Here is a 22,988-nt window from a genome sequence, read left to right as displayed (position 1 = left end):
AAATGATCGCTCCTATTCGAGAGTTCCTACGAAAAAATCTTCCGGCTCAGGCCTATCGGTCCATTGATTGGGTCTGGTGGACTGGGCGCCATTATCTACCCCGCCGGGGAGCCTCTCTCTTATCCCGTCGCAATCCGAAGGTTCAAAGCTTCCCGGCTAAAAAGACCGCCTCCAAGTTGAAGGACCAGCTTGGCAGTATCAACGTCATTAGGGTCACGAAGATATGCCATATCATGACCTGGCATGGCAGCGACAAGGGTATAGGTCGTCACGACTATACGAAAGTTTATTCTGCTCTCTTCCATAGCCTGCAGGATAAACCCCTGCGCCTTTTCGAACTTGGCCTCGGAAGCGGAAATCCAAGCATGCCGTTCTACATGGGAGAGAATGCCAAACCGGGGGCGTCTCTCCGCGGATGGAGGGAGGTCTTCCCCTCTGCGCGGATCTTTGGCGCGGATCTCGATCGCGATATCCTCTTCCAAGAAAATCGCATTTCCACCTTCTACTGTGACCAGCTTGACCAGACTGCGATATCCAGCCTATGGTCACAACCCGAGATGCAGGGAGGAATGGACATCATTATCGATGATGGCTACCACAGCTTCGAAGCGAATATTTCATTCCTGGACGGATCGTTGAAGCACCTCCATCCAGGTGGTATTTATATTGTCGAAGACATTACGAGAGGCGCCCTGGAAGAATGGAGAACAGTGCTCGAAAACACCTATTCCCATCGATTTCCAAATCATGAATTCGTTCTCGTAGAGCTTCCAAATGCCATGAACAATGATGACAATAATATGTTGGTCATCCGCAGAAACACGTAGCTCTTAGCGGGAGTAAAAGTATTATCATGCCGCCAGAATCACTAATCTCGCAACCGGAGATCTCGAAGCACGAATCGACCATCGCGAGCAACACCGAACCCGTCAGAATCGACAGTCTCACCATCCTTCTACTTCTTCTTGAAGGAAAGAGGACGATCTTTCGATGGGGCTTCGGATTCCTGATCCTGTCGACTATCCTTGTGTTCTTCGTGCTCAAACCGACATTCACCGCGGAAGCGCTCTTTATCCCGCCCCAAAGTTCACCGGGGAGTGCCATGTCACAGTTGGCTGGGCAGATCAGCTCGATGGGAGCCGTTGGAGCATTAACGGGACTCAAGAACTCTGGAGAGGTCTATGTCGGTATTTTGCAAAGCCGCACGATTGCAGATGCAATCATCAAACGCTTTCATCTCCAGGATGTTTACAAGACAAAGAAACTTAGCGATACCGAAAAAGTTTTGAAATCACACGCCAAATTTACGACCGGCAAAGACACGATGATCAAGATTAGCGTGGACGAAAACAATCCCGACCGTGCTGCCGATATTGCGAATGGATTTCTCGATGAATTGCAGCGGCAGAACAGTCGACTCGCCCTCACAGAGGCATCACAGCGACGATTATTCTTTGAGCAGCAGCTTGTGAATGAAAAAAACGCCTTGGCAGATGCGGAAGTAGAGCTAAAAAAAACGCAGGAAGCCACCGGCCTCATTTCCCCCACGGGACAGGCACAGACCGAAATACAGACCATGGCCAACCTTCGCGCGCAAATCATAAATCGTGAAGTTGAACTTACAACTCTGCGGCAGAGCGCCACGGATCAGAACCCGGAAGTAATTCGCCTGCAAAGCGATATTTCTGGTATGCAGCACCAATTGCAAAACCTTCAAAATAGTGATCAACAGCAGCAACCGGGAAATATCCAGGTTCCCACCTCAAAAGTCCCTGCATCGGTTCTTGAATACATTCGAAAGCAACGTGACGTGAAGTATCACGAGTCACTGTTTGAGGCTTTATCCAAGCAATTCGAGATGGCGAGACTCGACGAATCCCGCGAAGCCCCTGTGCTGCAGATCATCGATCGTGCCACCATACCAGACAAAAAATCGGGCCCCCATCGCTTACTGCTTATGGCTGCATTCACTATCCTGGGCACAATCATCGGTGCCATCGTCGTGATCTTTAGGCAATATCTGGCAGTGGCGAAAGAGAATCCAGCTACTGCTGAGCGGATCGCATCTCTTGAAAAAGCTGCTTCATTGCGGACCTAATAAAGGCTTGAGCGACGCAATATGAGAACTATAATGGTTAGACTGCATGTTGATCACGATCATCACCCCCAGCAGGAATCAGGGGCAGTACATCAAGGACTGTCTTGAATCCATCTTCGGTCAAACACATAAAGAGATCGAGCACATTGTGCTTGATGGAATGTCCACCGATGATACTGCTGATGTCGTAGCCCGATATCCCTCTACATTCCTGCAAAAAAAAGACTCCGGTCCAGCCCAGGCAATCAATAGGGGCCTGAATATGGCTCGGGGAGAGATTGTGTGCTGGCTAAACTCAGATGATTTGTTCTTTAGCCCGACGACCCTGCAAACCGTAGCCGAAATCTTCAGCCAGCAACCTAGTGTTGATGTCATTACAGGCGATGGTTACTACATGAACCATCACGGCAAGATGGTTCAACCTATTGTTCCGACACACCCTAACCGGATGACGCATGCCTGGATCAGACGGTATGACATGTTTCTGCAGCCAGCCACATTCTGGCGTCGCAACTCGATACAACTTGACGAGAATCTCCACTACGGCTTCGACTGGAAACTATGGAATGATTTCTACCTTAATGGGTTGAGCGTTCTCTATGTTCCACAATACTTCGCTCTTTATCGAATCCACACCAGCAGCCTAACGCAACTGGATCCCCCAGCTCGCCGCAAAGAGCTCTATCAACTCGTCTGCAAGTACAGCGGCAGCAAAATGCAAAGGGTTTGGTGCTGGATCGTATGGAAGGCATATTGCTTGGACGAACACTTGCCCGGCAACTTCGTGAGGCCGCCACTAAACATAATGAACCGTATTCTGGGAAAACTTACCTCTGGAAAGATTACCTCGGTCTAGCAGGTCAACCCCCTGCTGACGCATGTGAATACAGGAAGATGTCATGGCAACAGAAGCACCAGGAAGAGTGGAGGGCGGAGCACGGCTGACAGAGACGCCTCAAGGCCACCCCCTGCTCTCCATTATTATCGTGGTCTTCTGCGACAAGGATGATCTTCAAGACATCCTTGAAAGCATTATGCCTCATAAGATACAGGATCTCGAGATCGTTGTGATCGACGGCGGATCCCGCGACGGGACTGTAGCGCTTCTTCAATCATTTGGATCTAGGATCGATTATTGGCTTAGCGAACCAGATAGCGGCATCTATAACGCAATGAACAAGGGGCTCCAGTTTGCCCGCGGCCAGTACATTCTCCACCTGAACGCCGGCGACCGTCTCCTCATGGTCCCTTGGCAGGAGCTCAGGAAGTGCGCAGCAAGTCGGGTGGATGTCATCTGCTGTCGAGTATTGCTTGATAATTCCATCCAATTTATCTCTACAACGGGAGTTCTCTCCAAAATCGTAAACACCTGGCACCACCAGGGGACCTTCTACCGGCGCACATCGCACCTTGGATACAACGAAACCTATAAGGTCTTCGGCGACTTCGATCTTAACCAGAGATTGTTAAAGTCAGGATGCATCATTGCAAACTTCGATCACGTGGTGGCCAATCACAACAGTGATGGACTCACGGCACACATTACAGATAATCGCGAGACATACAAAATTGTTCGTAAGAACTTCGGATGGCCGTATATCTTACCTGCGCGTCTTCGATTCAGATTTCTGCAGTTACGTTCGTATCTTAGACAAAAAGCAGCGCCTAAAAGCTAGGCATTCCCTCATCCGCTATCGAACCACGCCCAAGGAAAACCGTAAGTGTTCTCTTAAAAGTTGATAGCGCCACCTCAGCCTACTGAGAAGGGATATCTGGCGGCTATAGTTCCGCGGATGACGCCTGTAAAAGAGAAGGGGTTCATCGATATACGCGACCTTCCCTCCTATGCGATCGTTGCTCGTCCCAATCCAGGCATCATGCAAAAACTCCACATTTTTTGGCAAAGGAAGAATATGTGCCAGTAGCGTTGCTCGAAATGCCATCGCCGACCCCTGGTATCGATTCACCACGACGTTCTTCCAAAAACCTGGTCGAAACTTAACCTGGTTTGAATAGATTTCGTCGAACGTAGCATTATCGTCCTTATCGATCAATGAAACACCTGACGTAACGATCTGGATAGAGTGATCCGAACGAAACGCTTCCAGCATCTTGGCTACTTTATCGGGAGCCCAGATATCATCATCGTCAGACAGAAAAATAATGTCGCCCGTTGCGTTTTCCATTGCTTCTTGAAATGTCGCAACCACACCGCAATTGCGCTCGTGCTGAATCAAACGAATCCTCGGATCGCGTATCAATTGAATCACCGACAAGGTCCGATCTGTAGACTTATCCTCCACGATCACGACTTCATCCCGACTGCCAAGCTGCGAAAGTATTGAATTCAACTGCTTCTCTACAAACTCTTCGCCGTTGTAAGCAGCCATGCATACTGAGATTTTTGGCTCAAGAGGTAATGGCCTAGTGTTCATTGCAGCAGGTTGTATCTCTGGCCTGGAATCACCGAAGCGCTCCACCATTTCCTTTTGCCAGGCGGCGAGCCTGCCACGCCTTGTCCAAAATAACCTGCGAAGCAGAAATTGCCCCGTCACCCGTCGATATTTCGACGAAGTGCTTCTCACCTGCCTGAAATAACGAACAAGGAGCCGTAAAGTTCTTTCGCCGCCTGCAAGCATCCCCATATCCAGATCCCAGAATGCCGACTCTGCAGAGAGAGCGTTTCTATAACGCTCCAGCGACATGCTCTTTTCAATACTGAGCATCGAGAAGTTGTGTTCTAGCTGAAGATCGCCTGCGATGTACACCGATTTTCCATATCGTTGCAGCTGATAGAACATATGCGTGTCGCTATTGTCCAGCCAGAACCATCTCGCGTAACCATGGATCTGCTGAAGTGCTGTCACACGCACCATCGTGCCCGAATTGAAGGCAAAAACAGCATCGTCTGGAATCCCAACATAGTCCTTTCGAAACCAGCGAGCCGTCACGCCACGCCAGAACCAATATGGTGAAAGCAGCCGCTGACCACTGACAACATGAGGAACGATCGCTCCCACCCGGGGGGTATTCGCTACCTTGATTGCAATCTCTCCCATTCGCGACAAAAAATTAGCAGGGAGCTCCGTGTCTTGATCCAAGGTCAAGAGCCACTGACAACCCTTTTCCTCAGCAATACGAGCAGCAAAGTTGTAAGCCTCAGCAAGACCTTTGTTTTGAAATGGGTGGTAGTACTCAACTCCAGTCGGCAAATCGGGAGGAAGAAGGGCCCCCGGCGTATTGTCGTACAAGACGACGCGCAGAGAGATAACGTCCAGCGATGCATTTTCTGCCGCCACCATAAGGCTCTGGTAGCTCTTCGATTCGTCAAGATGCATCTTATATAGCACGATAACGGCAAGCAGCTCGACTGGCTTGATCTCGGGAGCTGTTGCTTGAATAGCGAAATCCGTATCTCCCAAAGCCTTCATCAATATCCTCATCCGTTAAACCTGCATCACAACGGATCGTTCGATTTCTCAATCCCATTTCAATACAATCAATTCCGTACTGTGCGACACGCGCTTTGTGCTTTTTAAAGCATAGACCGCCAGCAATCGATCAGCATAGAGGAGGGCGGGTTGTTTGACTTCATCAGCAGTCTCGGACTTGACCCCAACGCCCTTCTGGCTTCAATCGTCATTGCAGCGGTCGTACTTTATCTCGCTTATCGTCGTTACATCGTTGCTGCGCTTGAACCACTGACGATGTACGTACTCATACTCATTGCAGACTCGACACTGATGTTTGCTCTCCCTTGGAATAACACAGACCGCTGGAAGTATGTCGGCTTCCTCTTTGCCTTCTGGATAGGATTCGTCTGTCGCCGCAAGGCCCGCCTCTCCAAAGATCGAATACAGCTAAAGAGTGAGAGCGTGTTCGACCTATGTACCATCCTCGTACTTTTATGCGCCATCATTGTCGCAGGCAATCTTTTTCTTGGCCTGACTGCCGGATTTCCACTTTTATCCGACAACCCAAGCGCCGCAAAAGTGACTGACCTGACAGGCGGTCTAGGCACTATCAAACGCCTCAATATGGGGCCTTACCTTTTCTTTTGTTGTGGCTGCATCCTCATGGCGGCCTTAGGACACCAGCGGCGACTGGTGTTATTCATGCTCTTTCTTGCCACATCTCTGGTCATACTCGGAGGTAGCAAGAGCGTTCTCCTGCCCGTGGTCTATGTCATGTCTCTTGTCGTGTACCACAAAGGGATGGGGGTAGGAGTCGCGCTCCAGAAGGCTGCACGTAAGTACACACTAATTGCCTTGGGAGCCGCCATCGGCATTGCTCTTCTCGTTACAACCAAAGATCAGGGTAGCCTCATGATGGGCGTGTCCAACCTTTTCTCAAGAGTGCTGCTTTCAGGAGACGTCATCCTGTACTACTTCCCCAGACGGGACGCCATTATCGGCGCTTTGGATGCCAGCTTCTTTGGTTTCGTCAGCAACCTGTTCTCCGATACGCTTGGATTTCTCCGTCTGGCCTCCTATCAAGAGGCTCTTGGGTCTATTATTTTAGGAAATAGTGAGGGCTTTGGCCCTAACGTTCAGTTCTTCATCCAGGCAGACTTATTTTTCAACCTTGTTGGCGGTCTCATCTTTAGCTGCTTGCTGGGTTACCTCGTAGCCAGCCTGCGGCATCTCTACTTTGCATCCCGCACCAAATCAGCGATCACTCTCACCTTTCAGTGTGTTCTCGCTCTCTGTGCCTTTGATCTAGCAATTGAGTCCGGTATGTTCATGACGGAAATCTTCACCCTAATGCTTATTGTTATGCCACTATGGGGCATGGCAAGGATCATTCGTCTCGTCCTAACCACGATCGCATCGGCAACGTCTACCGAACCAGTCAAGAGCTCCGGTTAGCAGCGAAATCTCCGGCACTCTTTCCGCTGCTAGTTGTACTCCAGCTCATGCGGCGCAGGATAAGTCAGCGTGCCATCCTTCTTCTCGTACCACATGAAGATCTTCTTCCCCCCGTTGACGCGCACCGCCACGATGATGCCCGTGCCGAAGGTTCCCGTGCCGTCTGTCTTCGAGATGTCGACGTGGTGGGTCGTGATCGGGCCGACCGGGCTCTCCGTGGTCCAGTCCTCGGTGAAGCGCTTGAGACTGTAGTCGTACTTCTGCGGATGCTGCTGCCAGTCGGCATCGTTCATCCAGATGCCGTACGCCTTGTTGTAGTCCTTGGCTTCGAGCGCGGTAAAGAAGTGGTCCACCGTATGTTCCGCATGCGTATTGGTGAACATCCAGCCGTGCCCCAGCAGAAATCCGCCGACTCCCACAAGCAACAGGACAAGCACCAAGCCGATTCCGCCAAAGATCAGCACGCTCTTGCGCTTCTCGTTCCCGGCGTCATACTTCGGCGCATTCAACAGCGTCATCGATTCCTCCACCTCACTCAAATCACTCGCCTAATATTAGACGCTTCCTGCCACCGCGAATGTTCCCTCGCCCCCGCCCTCTTCTTATAATCTGTAGCCCATGACGACAACCTCCCCGTCGGCATCGCTGCTGCAGCGAGCATGGCTTCGCCTCCAGACGCGCACCATGCGCCGTCTGGCAGCGCTCGCGCGTCGCCGCAGCCAGCGGCCGGCGCATCTGCTCACCGGCGAGCATGGCGAACGGGAGGCCGTCTTCTACCTGCGCCGGCGCGGCTACGTCGTCGTGGCGCGGCGATGGCGATCCGCCAAGCTGCGCGGCGATCTCGACCTCGTCGCCTGGGACAGCGGCACGCTCTGCGTCCTCGAGATCAAGACCCGCTCGCAGCGGCATCTCGTCGCGGCAGAGGCCGCAGTCGATACCGACAAGCAGACCACGCTGCTCCGGCTCGCCCAGGCCTACCAGCGGCGGCTCCCCGCAGCAGCGCAGCAGGCGCCCATCCGCTTCGACATTCTCTCCGTCTATCTCCCCTCGGACACCCATCTGCAACCAGACTCCGAGCCTGACTTCGCTCTCTATCAAGGAGCCTTCTCGTGGAAGTGAACTACACCCCGCCGACCGATCCAAAGCTGCTCGACCCTGTCGCACTCGCAGACCAGCTCTCTGCGACGCTCGATGCCGCTGCGCCATGGCTCGGCCGCCTGACGCCGCAACTGGCGGCGACGCCGCTCGCTGAGGGCAAATGGTCGCCGCAGCTGGTCATCGGGCATCTCACCGACTCCGCCACCAACAATCTTGCCCGCATCGTGCGCCTGCAGATCAGCCCGGAGCCATTGCCCAGCTACGACGCCGACACCTGGATCGCGCTGCAGCACTACGCAGGCCGCGAGTGGAAGCAGGTCTTCGATCTTTGGCTCGCGCTGAACCGCCATCTCGCCTGGACCATCCGCCAGGTTCCGCAGCACAGCCTCTCCAACCATGGCACCGTGGGCGGTACCGTCGTCTCGCTCGGCTTCGTCATCGAGGACTACATCGCCCACCTGCGCCACCACCTGGATCCTCTGCAAGCCTGGGTGCGGGCACAATCTCAGGGCTAGACCATCATTTTCTCCTGCAAAAACAAGATCTTTATCAAGCGGTAATTTGACACTGCAATGCCTTAACGGCAGAATACTGTCATGAGTTCGGCAATGCCCACCTTGCGCGACCGACAGACTGCCTCCACCCGCGAGCAGATCCTGCAGGTCGCCATGCAGCAGCTTGGCCAGGGGCCGCGAGGCACCTTCTCGCATGAGTCCATCGCCAACGCCGCCGGCATGGGTGCCCGGACCGTCTATCGCCACTTCCCCGATCGCGCGAGCCTGCTCGAAGCGCTCTGGGCGAGACTGCGCGAGGCCACGCAGGTCAGCTTTCCCACCGCGGAGAGCGACATCCTGCCCATGGCCCGCACCGTCTTCCGCGAGTTCGACGCCAACGAGCTGCTGGTGCGCGCGGTGCTGAACTCACCGGCCGGGATCGAGGTTCGCGAGCGCGGAGGCGTCGAAGGACGCGCCGCATTCGAGCAGAGCCTGGCTCCCCTCATCGACGACCTGCCCGAGCCTCGGCGCGCGCAGATCGTCGCCGTATTTCTTGCGATCTACAGCGCTCAATTCTGGGATCTCCTCCGCGAGCGCGGAAGACTTTCGGGCCCCGACGCACAGGAAGCCGTAGTCTGGGCCCTCGACACGCTCCTGCGCGCCACCAAAAGCTAGTTCCCGCCATCCGCCACCAAAGAGCGGACGGGGACGAAGAAAGTGAAGCGCATCATCATGAATCCGTCCGAGAAGTTCGATATTCTCGGCGTCGAGCTGGAGTGGAAACTCACCGCCGCCGAGACAGACCATCAGTACTGCGTCCTTGAAGCAGTTCTTCCCCCGGGAGTCGTTGTCCCTCCCCATCGTCACCCCGAACAGGAGGCCTTCTTCATCCTCGAAGGTGCGCCCGAGTTCGTCACCAGCACGCCCCGCGGGCTTGAGTGGTGCTTCGCCGTCCCCGGCGAGACCATCAACGTCAACCCGATGTCCATCCACGGCTTCCGCAACCCCACCCACTCCGACGTCCGCATGCTCATCACCTGCCCGGCGGCGCTGGGGAATTTCTTCCACGAGGCTGGCCTGCCCATCCTCCACGGCAGCCCCTACCGCTTCACCGTGCCGGCAGCAGAACAGATCGCCCGCGTCATGGTGATCGCCGAACGCATGGGCCACAGCTTCTCCTCCGAGAAGCCGGGCCAGTGCGGCTCCGCCCCGCACCCTCACGCACTCGGCCGCCTTCTCAGCCATCCCACGCGGTCCAGCGTGAACCGGGCCTACCTGTTTTAAGCCGATATACCCGCTTTAAGTCACAGAGAAACCCCACCGGCAGGCTACGATGCACTCACCGCAGCCTGCCAGTACACCTCACCTCACCCCACGGGCCCCGTAACGACAATCCCTTGATGGAGTACACGTCATGACGACGCCTGCAACCCTGTATGCGCCTTCACCGAAGGCCTCTCTGCCACACCGCGCCCTCGACAGGATCTTCTTCGGCGTCATGTCGCTGGTGATCCTGGCGATCGTCTTCTTCGGCTTCGCCCGCACCTACTTCCTCGCCGGCACCGTCCACGCCCCGCTTCCCAACCTGCTCATCCATATCCATGGAGCCGTTTTCACCCTCTGGATCGTGCTCTTCCTCGTACAGACCGCGCTCATCGCCACGCACAACGTCCGTATTCACCGCAGGCTCGGCATTGGAGGCTTTACTCTCGCCTGCTGCATGATCGTCCTCGGCGTGCTGGCCGCGGTCGACGCCATGCGCCGCGGCTCCGGTCCGCTCGGGCTCGACGCGAAGAGCTTCTTCATCATCCCCATGTCCGACATGCTGCTCTTCGCCATCTTTATCGCGGCCTCCTTCCGCGCGCGCCGTCGCCCCGAGGCCCACAAGCGCCTCATCCTCATCGCCACCATCGCCCTCACCGACGCCGCCGTCGGACGCTGGCCCATCGCCCTCTTTCAGCACCATCCACCCACGCAGGACATCGTGCCGCTGCTCCTGCTGCTGATGATCGCCGCCTTCGATCTGACCACGCTGCGCCGCCTCAGCCGCAGCACCCTCTGGGCAGGGGCCCTGCTGATGGCCGTACACCTCACCCGCGTCCCCATCGGCTTGAGCCACGCCTGGCACACCTTCGCCGACTTCATGCTGCGCACCGTCTGAAGCATCCCGTCAACAGAACATCGCAGACGCAAAAAGACCCGGCCATCTCGGCCGGGTCTCTTCTCTTTCTTTGCTCAAGGACTACTTACCGGCAGACTTCCCGGCGCCAACGTAGCTGATGCGCCAGATCGCGTCATACGCGTCGTCGCTCACCAGCAGCGAGCCGTCGCTCGCCGCAGTCACCGCAACCGGACGTCCCCACGCCTCACCCGAAGGCAGCACGAACCCGGTCATGAAGTCCTCGTACTCGCCCTTGGCGCGGCCCGCCGGTGTCATCGGTACGCGGATCAGCTCGTAGCCCACGCGGTCGGAGCGGTTCCACGATCCATGCTCAGCAGCGAAGAGGTCTCCCTTGTACTCCGCGGGAAACTGATTGCCCTCGTAGAACATGATGCCCAGCGAGGCGTTATGCGGATTCAGCAGAACGTCCGGCACGATCGCCTTGGTCTTCAGCTCCGGATGCTTGCCTGCATGGCGCGGGTCCTGGTTCGCGCCCATATACCACCACGGCCAGCCGTAGAAACCACCCGGCTTTACATGCGTGATGTAGTCCGGCACCAGGTTGTCGCCCAGCGCGTCGCGCTCGTTCACCGAGCACCACAGCTCGCCCGTCTTCGGATGGATCGCCTCGCCCGCGCAGTTGCGGATGCCGTAGGCGTAGACGCTCATTCCGCTGCCGTCCGGATTGAACTCCAGCACATCGGCGCGATCCTTCTCGCCCGGCGTCGTGTCCGGGTCATCCACGTTCGAGCCCGAGCCCACCGAGACCAGCATCTTCTTGCCATCCGGCGTGAAGCGGATATCGCGTGTCCAGTGGCCGCTGCTGCCGTGCGGCAGGTCGGCGATATGCTCCGGCTTGCCCGTCGCCGTCAGATCGCCGTTGCTGTACGGAAAGCGGACCACCGCATCGGTATCGCCGATATACAGCCACTTCGGATTCGGCCCCTCCGGATAGAACGCGATGCCGTAAGGCCGGTTCAGGCCGGTCGCATAGACGCTGGCCTTCTCCGCCTTGCCGTCGGCGGTCATGCCATGCAGGATCGTCACCTGCCCCTTCACGCTCTCCGCGACGACGATATCGCCGTTCGGCGCGGTGCGCAGCATACGCGGGCCGTCGACATCCTTGGAATACAGCTCGACCTTGAAGCCCTCCGGCACCTTCGGCCACACGCCGTCGGGCTTGGTGACGACCTTCGGCGAATTGGCAGCGGACTGCGTCGCATAAGGCTTCGGCAGGTCGGCGACCGTGATCTTGCGGCTCAGTCCCGGCTTCTCGAAACGGAAGTCGGTGAACGGAGGCGCCGGATCGGGAGCCTCGAACTTCGTCGTCGAGGGAGCGGGCTTCACCTCGGCACCGGCAGCAGCCTTCGTCGCCGCCGCTCCACCGCCGCCCAGAGACTTCAGATAGCTGACCACCTGCCAGCGATCCGTCTCCGGCAGCATCGCCCACGAGGGCATGCCATTATTCAAATCACCCTTGGTGATGTACCAGAACACCTCGCCCGGCTTGGCCGCCTGGGTCGCTCCGGTCGCCAGAGCAGGAATATTGGCCTGTCCCTTGGCGGTCGGTCCGTGACACGCCGCGCACCGCGCCTGGTAGACCTTGCCGCCGGCCTCGATATCCGCCGCCGACATGTACTTGTTCTCCTGCGCCGCCGCATCCGCGGGAGCACTATGAAAGCTCTGCGCCGACAGTACGGCAGAAGCAGCCAGTACAGCGACCGCCAGGGCGGAATCTCTCAACTTGAGGCTCGTCTTATTCATGTTCATGCTCAATCCATCTCCTCCCGGCGGTCTGCGCAGGGGATGTTTTTCGGGGTCGGAAGATACTCTAGCAGCCAGGCACTGCAACCTCTTGGGACCTTTGCCCTAATCCATTTCTACGGGTCTGGCAATAAGACGCTGGTCGAACTATTTAGGCCTCATCCGCTCGTCAATCTTGATGCAGATTTCTCGCTCCACACCTACTTTTGGCGTCTTTTGAATGCGCCGCACAGCCTCCCGGGGCACTTCGCCCGCCTTGCCTCAAGCCCATAACCCTGCGATACTTAATCGTGCACACCACGCACAAATCTCCAAAGCAATTCAAGAGGTCGCGGAAATGTCTGCAAAGTACATCTTCGTAACGGGCGGCGTTGTGTCTTCGTTAGGAAAAGGTCTCGCAGCAGCCTCCATTGGCTGCCTGCTGGAGGCTCGCGGACTCCGCGTCAACCTGATGAAGTTCGATCCTTACCTGAACGTCGATCCCGGAACGATGTCCCCGTTCCAGCATGGTGAAGTCTTCGTCACGGACGACGGCGCAGAGACCGATCTCGACCTCGGTCACTACGAGCGCTTCACCCACGCCAAGCTCTCGCGTGACAACAATCTGACCACAGGCCGTATCTACGAGCAGATCATCACCAAGGAGCGCCGCGGCGACTACCTCGGCAAGACGGTCCAGGTCATCCCGCACGTCACCAACGAGATCAAGAACGCCATGCGCAAGGTCTCGCAGGACATCGACGTCGCCATCGTCGAGATCGGCGGTACCGTCGGCGACATCGAGTCCCTGCCCTTCCTCGAAGCCATCCGCCAGATGCGCCAGGACCTCGGCCGCGAGAACACCGTCTTCGTCCACGTCACGCTGATCCCCTGGATCGCCGCCGCGCAGGAGCTGAAGACCAAGCCGACCCAGCACTCCGTCAAGGAGATGCTCTCCATCGGCATCCAGCCCGATATCCTCCTCTGCCGCTCCGACCGCGCCGTGCCGCGCGAGATGCGCCAGAAGATCGCCGCCTTCTGCAACGTCGAAGAGGCCGCCGTCATCGCCGCCCGCGACGTGCCCAGCATCTACGAGGTGCCGCTGAACTTCGCGCAGGAGGGCGTCGATACCCTCGCCCTCAAGTATCTGCATATCGATACACCCACCCCCGAGCTCTCCAAGTGGCAGGACATCGTTCACCGCGCCTATAACCCGCAGGACGAGGTCTCCATCGCCATCGTCGGCAAGTATGTGGAGTACGAGGACAGCTACAAGTCCGTCAAAGAAGCTCTCGTCCACGGTGCGCTCGCCCACAATCTCAAGCTGCGCGTCACCTGGATCGAAGCCGAAGGCCTCGAGACCCGCGACGAGGACGGCAAGCCCAACTTCGACTACCAGCACCAGCTCTCCGGCTATGACGGCATCCTCGTCCCCGGAGGCTTCGGCAAGCGCGGCATCGAAGGCATGCTCAACGCCATCCGCTATGCGCGCGAGAGCGGCACCCCGTACTTTGGAATTTGTCTGGGCATGCAGACCGCCTGCATCGAGTTCGCCCGCAACGTCTGCGGCCTCACCGGCGCAAACTCCGGCGAGTTCGACCCCGCCACCCCGCACCGCATCATCTACAAGCTGCGCGAGCTCACCGGCGTCGAAGAGATGGGAGGCACCATGCGCCTCGGCGCGTGGCCCTGCCTGCTCGAACCCGGCTCGCTGGCCGCCACGGCCTACGGGACCACCGAGATCAGCGAACGCCACCGCCATCGCTACGAGTTCAACCGCGAGTACGAGGCGATCCTCACCGGAGCCGGTCTGCGCCTGACCGGTACCACCCCGGACGCCACCTACGTCGAGATCGTCGAGATCCCCGGCCACCCCTTCTTCCTCGGCTGCCAGTTCCACCCCGAGTTCAAGTCCAAGCCGCTCGAGCCGCACCCCATCTTCCGCGACTTCGTCGCCGCCAGCTACAAGAACCGCGGGAAGAAGGCACCGGCACAGCTGGGACAGGCCGAATCGCAAACCGCATAATCAGAAATACGGCATCAAGCGAAAGAGCCAGCATCCCCATTGCTGGCTCTTTTCGTTTTTTCCGCCATCTTCCAGCCGGAACAAGTGTGCCGGTGGTCCAACCAATGTCGTTCCTGATACTCTCCCCTGCGGAACAGATTCCCCGGTCCCGCTCAGGAGAACCATGAAGCCGACGTCGCTCGTCCGCCGTAACCTTCTCAAAACCCTCGTCGCCGCGCCGGTGCTCGGCAGGATCTCCCCCGCGCAGCAGACGGCTGCGCCTCACACGGCCAGGCGTCCCGCTCGCCCCAGGATGATGCTCAACGTCCGCGACTACGGCGCCACCGGCGACGGCACCACCCGCGACACCGTCGCTCTGCAGCAGGCCATCGACCGTTGCGGCGTCCTCGGTGGGGGCGAGGTGCTGTTTCCTGCCGGGAACTATCTCACCGGGGCCATCCAGCTGCGCTCGCACGTCCTTCTGCGGCTCGACAAGGACGCCACCCTCACCGGCACGCCCGACTTCGCCGACTACCCCGTCGCCCAGGTCCGTTGGGAGGGCAAGTGGATCCAGGGCCACTCCGCCTTGATCTACGCCAATGACGCGACCGACACCGGCATCGTCGGCCCCGGCAGAATCGTCGGCAACAACGCCCTCGGCGGCAGGCCGAAGCCCGATAGTCCGCTGCGTCATCCCGCGCTCATCGAGCCCATCAACTGCGCGAATCTGCGCTTCGAGGACTTCTCCAGCAGCTACCACCTGATGTGGTCGCTGCATCCCACCTGCTGCAAAAACATCACCATCAAAAATCTCACCATCCGCTCCACCGGCGGCAACGGCGACGGCATCGACATCGACTCCTGCCAGCACGTCCGCATCGACGGCTGCGACATCGCCACCGGCGACGACTGCATCTCGCTGAAGTCAGGCCGCGGCGAGGAGGGCTACCGGCAGCTCAACACCACCGAAGACGTCACCATCACCAACTGCACCTTCGCCGACTCCATCTTCGCCTGCATCGGCATCGGCTCCGAGACCTCCGGCGGCATCCGCAACGTCCGCATCGACAACTGCAGGTTCACCGGCGCGAAGACCTTTGCCTTCTACATCAAGAGCCGTCCCGGCCGCGGTGCGTTTATCGAAGACATCGTCGCCACCAATCTCGACGTCAAGGGAACGGTGGGCGGCTTCCTGAGGCTCAACATCCTCAACTCCGGCATCCAGGACGCCGACCCCGTCCCCGGCCGTGAGGGCATCCCAACCATCCGCAACTTCCGCTTTATGAACATCCACGTCGACGATGTGCCGGTACTGGTCGACGGCACCTCCATCCACCCGGACAAGCCGCTGCAGGGCTTCACGCTCTCCGACGTCACCGGCACCTGCCGCAGGGGCATCTCGCTGGCGAACGTAAAGAACGCCGTGCTGCGCGGAATCAGGGTCACCGGATACGAAGGGCCGCTTGTGAGTATCGCCGGTGTGACCGGCACAGGGCTCGAAGCAGCAGCTCATATCGACCCGCCGAAGACGCCCGATCCCGTTCCGGAACCAGCCACACCCTACAAGCTGCACTAAATGATGCGTTTTCGTCGCCGTTGAAATAGCATCCAAGCAACTATGACGACGCAATACAAGTCCAGCGGCAGCGGCCTGGGAATCTTCGTTGCCCTCATTCTTGCCTTGATGATGGGCGGAGCCGTGCTTGCCCTCTTCCTGCGCCACGCCACTACCGGCGTCATGGCCACTCTGGCCGAACGCATCGTCGGACGGCAGACGACCATCGAGCCCTCGGTGCCGATCGTCGTGCAGCGCATCCAGAAACTCAGCCGCCTGGAGACGGTCGTCTATTCGCTGGACACCATCATCGAAGGCTCGCGTTCGAGCACGGTGCTGCCCGATCTGCTGGCCGGCGACCGCATCCTGCTGGTCGTGCACGGCCAGTCCATCGCGGGCATCGACCTCGGCCAGCTCAAGCCGGAGGATGTGCGCATCACCAAGCAGGACAATGGCAATCGCTCCATCCGCGTCACTCTGCCCGCATCGCAGCTGTTCTCCACCACGCTCGACAACCAGCACACCCGCGTCTATGCACGCTCGACGGGGCTGCTGGTGCCAGTCGACCAGAATCTGGAGTCCGAGACCCGCGCCCGCGCCGAGCAGCAGCTGCAGCAGACGGCGCTGAAGGACGGCATCCTCGATGCCGCCACCAAGAACGCGCGCGCCTCCGTGACCACGCTGCTCTACAGCCTCGGTTTCCAGCAGGTTGACGTCAATTAATCTGGGCGGATCTGGGGAGGAATCGGCAGTCGACACGCCCCTGTGCGGCGATCCGTATTGGTACAGGATGTACCTTCCATGAGGCGGCATCCCCTGTGGAACCTGCCAGACATCCCCAACCTGCGCTATCATCCTTAGCATGACGTCCGCTGGCAAAGACGATTCCGCAACTCCGTCCAACGTTCTCCCCTTCCCGGAGACGCAGGGAGAGTCGGCTCTCATCAAGACCCTTGGCTGGATCTCGGCCGGTCTTGGCGCTGTGGCCCTCGGCCTGTTCGTCGGTCGTGAGCTGCGCCAGCGTTACAAGTTCAACCGCCGCACGCCATACGATTTCTATTCGCACTCCGGCGATGAGCAGGACGTGGACTTCGGAATCGGCATCTAAGCTTCTGTCATGAAATGAATGACTTTGGAAGAGCAGGCGCAGGATACGAAGCTGCGCTTACAGCCATAGTGAAGCGATTTGCCATCTAATCTCCGAGAACGAGAGACTTTCCTTCGCGCCGGTTCTGTACAGAGCTGCACCTGTGACCCGGACGAAGAGTCTAGCCCAGGTGAAGTTCATTGAACAGTTCCGCTGCCACAGACTCTCAGGTCAAGGGCTTGACTCCTGCACTTCGGAGCTTGACTCCTGCACTTCAAAGAGCGATCAGAAGACGGAAGCAGAGGTTGTCCATTCTGCGGGGCATCCAGCGCCGTCGGCTCATGCTGCACGTCTCCCTCCTGTTGCTCGTGCAGGCCATCTGCTCGCACGCCCAGCAGTTTACCTTCCGCCACTATGGGCAGGACGACGGCCTCCGCAACCTCGACGTCTTCAGCATGGTCGAAGACGCCGACGGCTCGCTCTGGATGGGCACCGAAAACGGCCTCTTCCGCTACGACGGCTCCTCCTTCCAGCGCTTCGGCGAGCAGCAGGGACTGGGCGAACAACTGACGCCCGGACTCTACAAAGACGACTTCGAGCGCATCTGGATCACCACCAACAATCACCTCTACCTCTTCAACGGGCAGCGCGCCACCTCCGTTCCGCTGGGCGACAGCGACGCCCACTTTACCGAAGGCCAGACCGTCGCCGCGCTGAACCGGACGCACCTGCTGGTGCTGATCCGCGGCGGCGTCCGCCTGCTGACCGATACAGGCTCCGGCTGGACGGCGGCTCCGTTCTTCGACGCGCAGAACCTCGTCGCGCATCCTGAGCTGGGAAAGATCCACAGCATCCTCTTCGCGGACAACACGCTGTGGATGGGCTGTGGCGCCAGCATCTGCCGCCTGCGTTATCCGCTCGAGACCGCACAGCACCCCGAGGTTGAGTTCTTCTCCTCCGGCCAGCAGCTTCCCGTTGACGACAACTGGCTGCGCCTCTTCATCGACCGCCAGGGCACGCTCTGGGCACGCGGCGAGCAGCACATCGTCGTGATGCTGAAGGGCGAGCAGAAGTTCATGCTGCGCGATATTCCCGACGGCACGACGCCCTATCACGGCTCCGGCATCCTCTCCTTCGCGCAGGATCCCGAAGGCGATCTCTTCACCCAGATCAATCGCGGCGTCGCCGTCTGGAAGAACAACGCCTGGCGCACCTACGACAAGAACAACGGCGTCTCCCTCAACGACATCAGCACCATCCTGATCGACCACACCGGCCACCACTGGTTCGCCACGCGCGGCCACGGCATCTACCGCTGGCTCGGCTACGGCGTCATCGAGAACTGGACCTCCGCGCAGGGCCTCGGCGACGACGTGGCATGGCCCATCTTCCGCGACAGCCGCAGCCATCTCTGGATCTCCGATCAGTACCAGGTCGGCCTGCTCGACCAGACAACGCATCGCATCAGCCCGCCACCGGCCTTCGCCGCGCATCCCTTCCCCCACGGCGTCGGCATCAACGAGAGCAGCGACGGCTCGCTCTGGTTCTCGCGCATCGACGGCGAACTCGTGCGCACCGATCCCCAGGCGCAGCAGATCACCTTCCGCTCCCATCTGCCCCCGCTCATCCGCTCCTTCGCCGACTTCGAGGGCCGCCTCTGGCTGATGAGCCGCAACGGCCTCTTCGTCGTCCGCGACCCCACCGCAGCAGATCCTGTCATCGAGGCCATCCCCGACAGCCCCCTCTCGACCGACGCCTTCGCCGACGCCGCCGAGACGCCCGATCACGATCTCTGGTTCCTCGCCGACCAGCACCTGTACCACTACACCAACAGCACCGGCCACTTCAACATCATCCCGCTCGACCCCGCAGCGACACGCGGGCAGCTGCGCAACCTCGCCGCCGCCGCAGACGGCACGCTGTGGATCGGCGGTGGCATCCCCGCACTGTTGCACCTCCGCATCACCGGTAGCGAGGCCCAGCTCATCGAGTCGGTCGCCATGCCGACCCTGGTCTCCAACGTCGTCCAGATCGTGCGCTTCGATAAGCGGGGATATCTCTGGATCGGCACCGACCAGGGCATGAACCTCTACGACGGCAAGACCTGGCGGCTTCTCACGCAGCGCGACGGCCTCATCTCCAACGATACGGACGAGGGCTCCTTCTTCGCCGACAACGACGGCTCCGTCTGGTTCGGCGTCAATGGCGGAGCGGTCCACGCCTCTCTGCCCAAACGCTTCTTCAGCGCCGTACCGCTCGACGTCACCATCACCTCGGCGAGCATCGCCGGCAGGACGCTGGAGCTGGATCAAAGAACGGCGCTGCGCTGGGAAGACGGTCCCTTCGACGTCAGCTTCACCTCGCACAACCTTGCCCGCGACTCCGCCCTCCACTTCCGCTACAAGCTCAACGGCCTCGAAGAGACCTGGGGTGAGACCGCGGCGCACCGTCTGCACTACGCCGCCCTGCCCCCCGGCAGCTATCGCTTCGAGCTGCAGGCCATCGATCCGGATCGCCAGTGGCAGTCGCCCGTTACCTCTCTCCGCTTCATCGTCCGCCCGCCCTGGTGGCGCAGCCGGTCGTTCTACCTTCTGCTCAGCATCGCCTCCTTCGCCGGCGTGGTCTTTATCTGGAACTGGAGGCAGCGCACACTGATCAAGCGGCAGCGCATGCTGCGGCACCTGATCGCGCAGCGGACCCGCGAGCTCGAGGCAGAGAAGGCAGAGCTGCTCGCCACCCGCGAAGAGCTGCGGCAACAGGCCACGCGAGACTCGCTGACCGGCATTTACAACCGCTCCGAGATCCTCAACGTGCTGCGCCGCGAGATCGAACGCGCCCGCCGCTCCAACGCTCCTCTCGCCGTCGTGCTGGCTGACGTCGACCACTTCAAACAGATCAACGATACCCATGGCCACCTCGCCGGCGATGCCGTGCTGCGCCAGGCCGCGCAGCGCATGCTCGAAAGCGTGCGGCCCTACGACTTCATCGGGCGATACGGCGGCGAGGAGTTTCTGATCGTGCTTCCCGGCCTTCCCTTCCAGGACCCCCACGCGCGGCTGAGCCAGCTGCAACATTCCTTCACCAGCGAGGCCTTCGTCTACGAGGAACGCGCCATCGGTGTCACCTCGAGCTTCGGCGTGGCCTGGCTCGATCCCACGATGGCGACGGTCGAAGACCTCATCCGCTGCGCCGACGAGGCCCTCTACCAGGCCAAGGGCGGCGGCCGCGACCGCGTCATCTTCTACGTCGAAGAGGCCGGCAGCAGCCTTGACAAGCAGTTCAGGCTCTGAGTCTTCGCCGATAAAACTCATTGGACAGATACTTCCGTTTGTTACAAACTGTGGTCCATGCAGAGGTTGGGGCTCGCACAATGATGGCGTTCCCGCAGCTCGATCCGCTGCATGGGACAGGTCGTGGGTATGCGGCAACTTCTCGATTCGTCCAGCCTGATCACCAGTCAGGCCATTCTCTCCACCTTCTTTGTCTGCATCTTTCTTCTGGCCGCAAAGCTCTACCGCACGATTCGCGGCACAAAAACCTTTGCCGCGGCATATCTCTGCATCATGCTCGCGCAGATCTGCTACTCCGCATGCGACTTCTCGCACATCGCTGCATTCTGCTCTCTCGCTGATGCTCTCGTAACCGTTGGCTCTGCTCTCGAATACTTCGGCCTGCAGGAGTTATTCAACGAGGTCGGCCGCCGATCCCGCCTCCTCACCTGGGCTGGCGTGGCACTCACTATACTGCTCGCCGGGTCCTTTCTCCTCTACCCTCCATGGGGATTCTGCAACCCCATCGTCTATTGCCTCTTTTTCTTCTCGATTCGCTGCGCGATGGCAAGACTGCTCTTTCGCCATGCCAAGCACAACAGGCTGGTGCGCGCCTTCGCCATCGTCATGACCGCCTTCACCCTCTACGCGCCAAACCAGTTCGTCCGGCAGATCCTCAGCCACAACGGCATCCTCACCATCTTTGGCCTCGCCCGCGTCGAGATCGTCTTCCTGCTCGCCAATATCCTCTTCTCCTCGCTCCTAGGCTTCTTCCTGATCTTCCTCGTCGTGCAGCGCATCCTGCACGCGCTGGAGAAGGAGTCCCTCTCCGATCCGCTGACCGGCAAGCTCAACCGCCGCGCGCTCGACCAGATGCTCGGCCGCGAGCTCAACCGCGCCCTGCGCCAGCGCGCCAGCGTCTCCGTCGCCATCATCGACATCGACAACTTCAAAACCATCAACGACCGCTGGGGGCACGCCGCCGGCGACGACGCCATCCGCTCCGTCGCCTCCCTCATCGCCGCCCACGTCCGCCCCTACGACGAGTTCGGCAGGCACGGCGGCGACGAGCTCATGATCATCATGCCCTCCACCGAACGAGAGCAGGCCATCGCCATCGCCGAACGCATCTGCCACAAGGTCAGCGAAGCCCCCCAGGCCCACGGCGCCCCCCTCTCGCTCAGCATCGGCGTCGCCCAGTCCGAGCGCGGCGACTCCATCGAATCTCTTCTCCAACGCGCCGACACCGCCCTCTATCAGGCAAAGAATGAGGGCCGTAGCCGCGTCCGCTTCCACCCCTTCACCCCGTTCCCCGCTCACTGATCGCAGCCGGGGGCGCGATTTTCGCTCCGCCCCCCGGCTTTCCCACGCGGCCTTTCCGTCATCTAAACTGGATAGCGATGAATAAACCAGTATTTCTCTTCCCCGGACAAGGCTCGCAGAGCGTAGGCATGGGTCGCAGCTTCTACGACACCCACGCCATCGCCCGCCAGACGTTCGAAGAGGCCGACGAGGCGCTCGGCTTCTCCATGACCAGGCTCATCTTCGAGGGCCCCGAGGACCAGCTCAAGCTCACCGAGCACACCCAGCCCTCCATCCTCACCGTCTCCGTCGCCGTTGCGCGCGTCCTCGCCGCGCAGGGCATCACGCCCGCCTTCGCCGCCGGACACTCGCTCGGCGAGTACTCCGCGCACGTCGCCGCAGGCACGCTCAGCTTCGCCGATGCCGTCCGCACAGTGCGTAACCGCGGCCGTTACATGCAGGAGGCCATCCCCGAAGGCGAAGGCGGCATGGCTGCCATCCTCGGACTCGACGCCGCGCTCATCAGCGAGATCTGCGCCCAGGTCTCCGACCAGATGACGCCGCTGCCCACCGACCCCGCCGCCAGGGAGTTCAATCCCAACTCCGCCATCGTCGCCCCGGCCAACTACAACTCGCCCGCGCAGGTCGCCATCTCCGGCTCCAAAGAGGCCGTCGAACGCGCCGCCGCTCTCTGCAAAGAGGCAGGCGCCAAGAAGACCGTGATGCTGCACGTCAGCGCACCCTTCCACTGCCCGCTGATGCAGCCCGCACAGGATCGCCTCGCGCAGGACTTTCACGCCATCGCCTTCAACGACCCCACGATCCCCGTGGCATCGAACGTCGACGCCCTGCTCGTCCATCGCGGCGACACCGCACGCGACTGCCTCGTCCGCCAGGTCACCGGAACCGTCCGCTGGGTCGAGTGCGTCAACCTCCTCGTCGCCCAGGGAGCCACCCACCTCTTCGAGGTCGGCCCCGGCAAGGTCCTCACCGGCCTCAACCGCCAGATCCTCGGCAAGGACTCCACCCTCCCCGCCGCACACATCGACGATGTGGCCTCAATGGAGAAGGCGCTCGAGACCCTGCACCACCCTGTAAGCGCATAACCGCAGCAGCATCGAAGCCCCGGACAGAACCATCTGCTCCGGGGCTTTGCTGTGTATGCCCGCGTATCGCCATCTCCGCGTATCGCCATCTTAGTCCGTCCCTTCCCCCTCCCCCGGCCTGTCATCCCGACCGGAGGCGCGTAGCGCCGTAGTGGAGAGATCTGCTTTTCGACCACTGCTGTCCGGGCACACTTCCGAGCCG

At 59.6% G+C, this 22,988-nt stretch carries 20 protein-coding genes; 17 read left to right on the top strand and 3 right to left on the bottom strand.

All coding sequences use genetic code 11. The annotated features are described in order from the left end of the window. Positions 1-2 precede the first annotated feature (2 nt). Genes PW789_RS10275 through PW789_RS10260 form a run of 4 tightly spaced genes read left to right on the top strand, consistent with a single transcriptional unit; the run spans position 3 to position 3,774 of the window. Complete coding sequence (locus PW789_RS10275; RefSeq protein ID WP_299375398.1) at positions 3-827, top strand: hypothetical protein; 825 nt, start codon at positions 3-5, stop codon at positions 825-827. A 26-nt stretch (positions 828-853) separates the two neighbouring features. Further along, on the top strand, positions 854-2,098 hold the full coding sequence (locus PW789_RS10270) for a GNVR domain-containing protein (RefSeq protein WP_299375395.1): 1,245 nt from the start codon (positions 854-856) through the stop codon (positions 2,096-2,098). A 46-nt stretch (positions 2,099-2,144) separates the two neighbouring features. After that, positions 2,145-2,954, top strand: coding sequence for a glycosyltransferase family 2 protein (locus PW789_RS10265; RefSeq protein ID WP_299375392.1), 810 nt, complete (start codon positions 2,145-2,147; stop codon positions 2,952-2,954). A gap of 43 nt (positions 2,955-2,997) precedes the next feature. Continuing rightward, positions 2,998-3,774, top strand: a complete 777-nt coding sequence (locus tag PW789_RS10260) for a glycosyltransferase (RefSeq protein WP_299375389.1) — start codon at positions 2,998-3,000, stop codon at positions 3,772-3,774. 15 nt (positions 3,775-3,789) lie between these two features. On the opposite strand, the gene PW789_RS10255 is transcribed toward PW789_RS10260, so the two are convergent. Further along, entirely contained in the window at positions 3,790-5,529 is a 1,740-nt protein-coding gene (locus PW789_RS10255; protein ID WP_299375387.1) for a glycosyltransferase, read from the bottom strand. Positions 5,530-5,679: 150 nt separating this feature from the next. Here PW789_RS10255 and PW789_RS10250 point away from each other — a divergent pair, with 150 nt between their 5' ends. Continuing rightward, entirely contained in the window at positions 5,680-6,966 is a 1,287-nt protein-coding gene (locus tag PW789_RS10250) for a hypothetical protein (protein WP_299375384.1), read from the top strand. 29 nt (positions 6,967-6,995) lie between these two features. On the opposite strand, the gene PW789_RS10245 is transcribed toward PW789_RS10250, so the two are convergent. After that, positions 6,996-7,484, bottom strand: coding sequence for a hypothetical protein (locus tag PW789_RS10245; RefSeq protein ID WP_299375381.1), 489 nt, complete (start codon positions 7,482-7,484; stop codon positions 6,996-6,998). Between the two features lie 100 nt (positions 7,485-7,584). Here PW789_RS10245 and PW789_RS10240 point away from each other — a divergent pair, with 100 nt between their 5' ends. From PW789_RS10240 to PW789_RS10220, 5 genes are all read left to right on the top strand, one after another. After that, a complete protein-coding gene (locus PW789_RS10240) occupies positions 7,585-8,085 on the top strand; it encodes a YraN family protein (protein ID WP_299375378.1) in 501 nt (166 codons plus the stop codon). Beyond that, positions 8,076-8,579, top strand: a complete 504-nt coding sequence (locus PW789_RS10235; protein WP_299375375.1) for a DinB family protein — start codon at positions 8,076-8,078, stop codon at positions 8,577-8,579. The genes PW789_RS10240 and PW789_RS10235 overlap by 10 nt, the downstream gene beginning before the upstream one ends. An 81-nt stretch (positions 8,580-8,660) precedes the next feature. Continuing rightward, on the top strand, positions 8,661-9,233 hold the full coding sequence (locus PW789_RS10230; RefSeq protein WP_299375372.1) for a TetR/AcrR family transcriptional regulator: 573 nt from the start codon (positions 8,661-8,663) through the stop codon (positions 9,231-9,233). Between the two features lie 57 nt (positions 9,234-9,290). Further along, a complete protein-coding gene (locus PW789_RS10225) occupies positions 9,291-9,842 on the top strand; it encodes a cupin domain-containing protein (RefSeq protein WP_299375369.1) in 552 nt (183 codons plus the stop codon). 130 nt (positions 9,843-9,972) lie between these two features. After that, positions 9,973-10,719: a hypothetical protein gene (locus PW789_RS10220; RefSeq protein ID WP_299375366.1), complete on the top strand. Its 747-nt coding sequence runs from the start codon at positions 9,973-9,975 to the stop codon at positions 10,717-10,719. A gap of 81 nt (positions 10,720-10,800) precedes the next feature. On the opposite strand, the gene PW789_RS10215 is transcribed toward PW789_RS10220, so the two are convergent. Next, on the bottom strand, positions 10,801-12,489 hold the full coding sequence (locus PW789_RS10215) for a PQQ-dependent sugar dehydrogenase (RefSeq protein WP_299375363.1): 1,689 nt from the start codon (positions 12,487-12,489) through the stop codon (positions 10,801-10,803). A 331-nt stretch (positions 12,490-12,820) separates the two neighbouring features. Between PW789_RS10215 and PW789_RS10210 the strand changes: the two genes are divergently transcribed. From PW789_RS10210 to fabD, 7 genes are all read left to right on the top strand, one after another. Next, complete coding sequence (locus PW789_RS10210; protein WP_299375360.1) at positions 12,821-14,488, top strand: CTP synthase; 1,668 nt, start codon at positions 12,821-12,823, stop codon at positions 14,486-14,488. A gap of 163 nt (positions 14,489-14,651) precedes the next feature. Further along, positions 14,652-16,043 (top strand): glycosyl hydrolase family 28 protein, encoded by a 1,392-nt coding sequence (locus PW789_RS10205; protein ID WP_299375356.1) that lies wholly within the window; start codon positions 14,652-14,654, stop codon positions 16,041-16,043. Between the two features lie 42 nt (positions 16,044-16,085). Next, positions 16,086-16,745: a DUF4230 domain-containing protein gene (locus tag PW789_RS10200; RefSeq protein ID WP_299375353.1), complete on the top strand. Its 660-nt coding sequence runs from the start codon at positions 16,086-16,088 to the stop codon at positions 16,743-16,745. Between the two features lie 139 nt (positions 16,746-16,884). Next, complete coding sequence (locus tag PW789_RS10195; RefSeq protein ID WP_299375350.1) at positions 16,885-17,130, top strand: hypothetical protein; 246 nt, start codon at positions 16,885-16,887, stop codon at positions 17,128-17,130. A gap of 284 nt (positions 17,131-17,414) precedes the next feature. Next, entirely contained in the window at positions 17,415-20,399 is a 2,985-nt protein-coding gene (locus PW789_RS10190) for a ligand-binding sensor domain-containing diguanylate cyclase (protein WP_299375347.1), read from the top strand. A gap of 111 nt (positions 20,400-20,510) precedes the next feature. Further along, complete coding sequence (locus PW789_RS10185) at positions 20,511-21,701, top strand: GGDEF domain-containing protein (RefSeq protein ID WP_299375344.1); 1,191 nt, start codon at positions 20,511-20,513, stop codon at positions 21,699-21,701. Positions 21,702-21,778: 77 nt separating this feature from the next. Further along, positions 21,779-22,786 carry an ACP S-malonyltransferase gene (gene fabD, locus PW789_RS10180; RefSeq protein ID WP_299375341.1) on the top strand — a complete coding sequence of 336 codons (1,008 nt, stop codon included), beginning with the start codon at positions 21,779-21,781 and terminating at the stop codon, positions 22,784-22,786. Positions 22,787-22,988: the final 202 nt, after the last annotated feature.

This window comes from Edaphobacter sp., from assembly GCF_028283685.1.
Lineage (GTDB): Bacteria > Acidobacteriota > Terriglobia > Terriglobales > Acidobacteriaceae > Edaphobacter.
Note: the sequence above shows the minus strand (reverse complement) of the source record. Positions and strands in the feature narration are given on the sequence as shown.